A 1,148-nucleotide genomic window follows, 5' to 3' on the forward strand; every position below is an offset into this window, starting at 1 on the left:
ACCGATTGAAAGTCGTCTCCTTATGATCCGTGCCCGCGGCTGCTTTGGCCGATCCACTAATTCCGGCGCGTACAGCCTTTACGGCTTTGCGAATTCTCCGGAGGTCGATCGGCAACGAAAGCTGAACTCCGTGGGCTAGCGCCCAGTCTCCGAGCTTAATCTTTTGAAAGTTTTGCTGGTTGATGACGAGTTTGCCGTTCGTGAGCTTGTGGACCATCCAAAGGGTTTGATCGTCGTCGACCAAGCTGCGCGCGAGAGTCGTGACGGCGATAGCCCGTTTGAATAGTCCGGCCGTTCCCCAAGTTTCTTGGGACGCGGGTCCCGCGAAATTGAGCCGCATGAGGACGTGGGACCGCGCTTTGAACGTCGTCCAATCCAATCCGCCGTCGGAGAATACGAGGTCCCCCACTCTTGCGTCGCGGACTTGTTCCGGTGCGATCCCTGTGGACCACATCAATAGGAGTTGAAAGCTCATCATCTCTGTTTCGCTCGGTGCGACGAGAGAGGCAATCGCTCGCAATCCACGGCTTGCGGGGCCTTCGAAATCCCGCCCCACTACGCCAAGCTGGCTCGCAGACAACGCAGAAACTATGGCACGCGTTAGGTCCCCGTCCGCACGAAGCTGGCGCTTCACTTCCTCGGCTCCAGCACCTGCAAGGGCTGTTCTGATCAGTGATCGGAAGGAAGCGCTATCTCGGAATAGCATCTGCCCGTCTTGAATGCGCATTTCCGTGATCGCGGCGTCGCGCGTGGCGGCCCTCATTTGCTGGATCCGTTCGGCGTTCGAGAATTCGTCGAGCGGAGTGTCCTCCGGTCGCGATGCCGAGAACGCGCTGGTCACCATGGCTGCGAGTGAAGTGTTCGCCGTTCGGTTGGTCAAAACGGCTCGCCTAATCAAGGCAACGACTTGTGAGTAGGCCTTGTTTTGAGCTGCAGTGGAAAGCGAAGATCGCCATTCATAGAGCGTGAATGCGAGGTCGTCGTCGGGCCTGTAGATGGACGCCTTCCTCGGCGCTCCTCGTGTATCTGCAAACCTGCAGAAGAGAACGATGGCCGCCCTATACCCACCGGCTGTACTGATGGTTGCCCCGTTGGCTTTCACGTGACCAGTCCAAAGATCGCCAAGTTCCGCGGCGAGATTGGCGCAC

The 1,148-nt window shown here is 58.3% G+C and carries 1 protein-coding gene; it reads right to left on the minus strand.

The window, feature by feature from the left end; all coding sequences use genetic code 11:
* Positions 1–844: hypothetical protein (locus tag JF66_RS18315; protein WP_035880268.1), on the minus strand; the 844-nt coding region annotated here is incomplete at its 3' end.
* Positions 845–1,148 lie beyond the last annotated feature (304 nt).

Origin of the sequence: Cryobacterium sp. MLB-32 (genome assembly GCF_000738085.1) — a bacterium.
In the GTDB taxonomy this organism is placed as follows: Bacteria; Actinomycetota; Actinomycetes; order Actinomycetales; family Microbacteriaceae; genus Cryobacterium.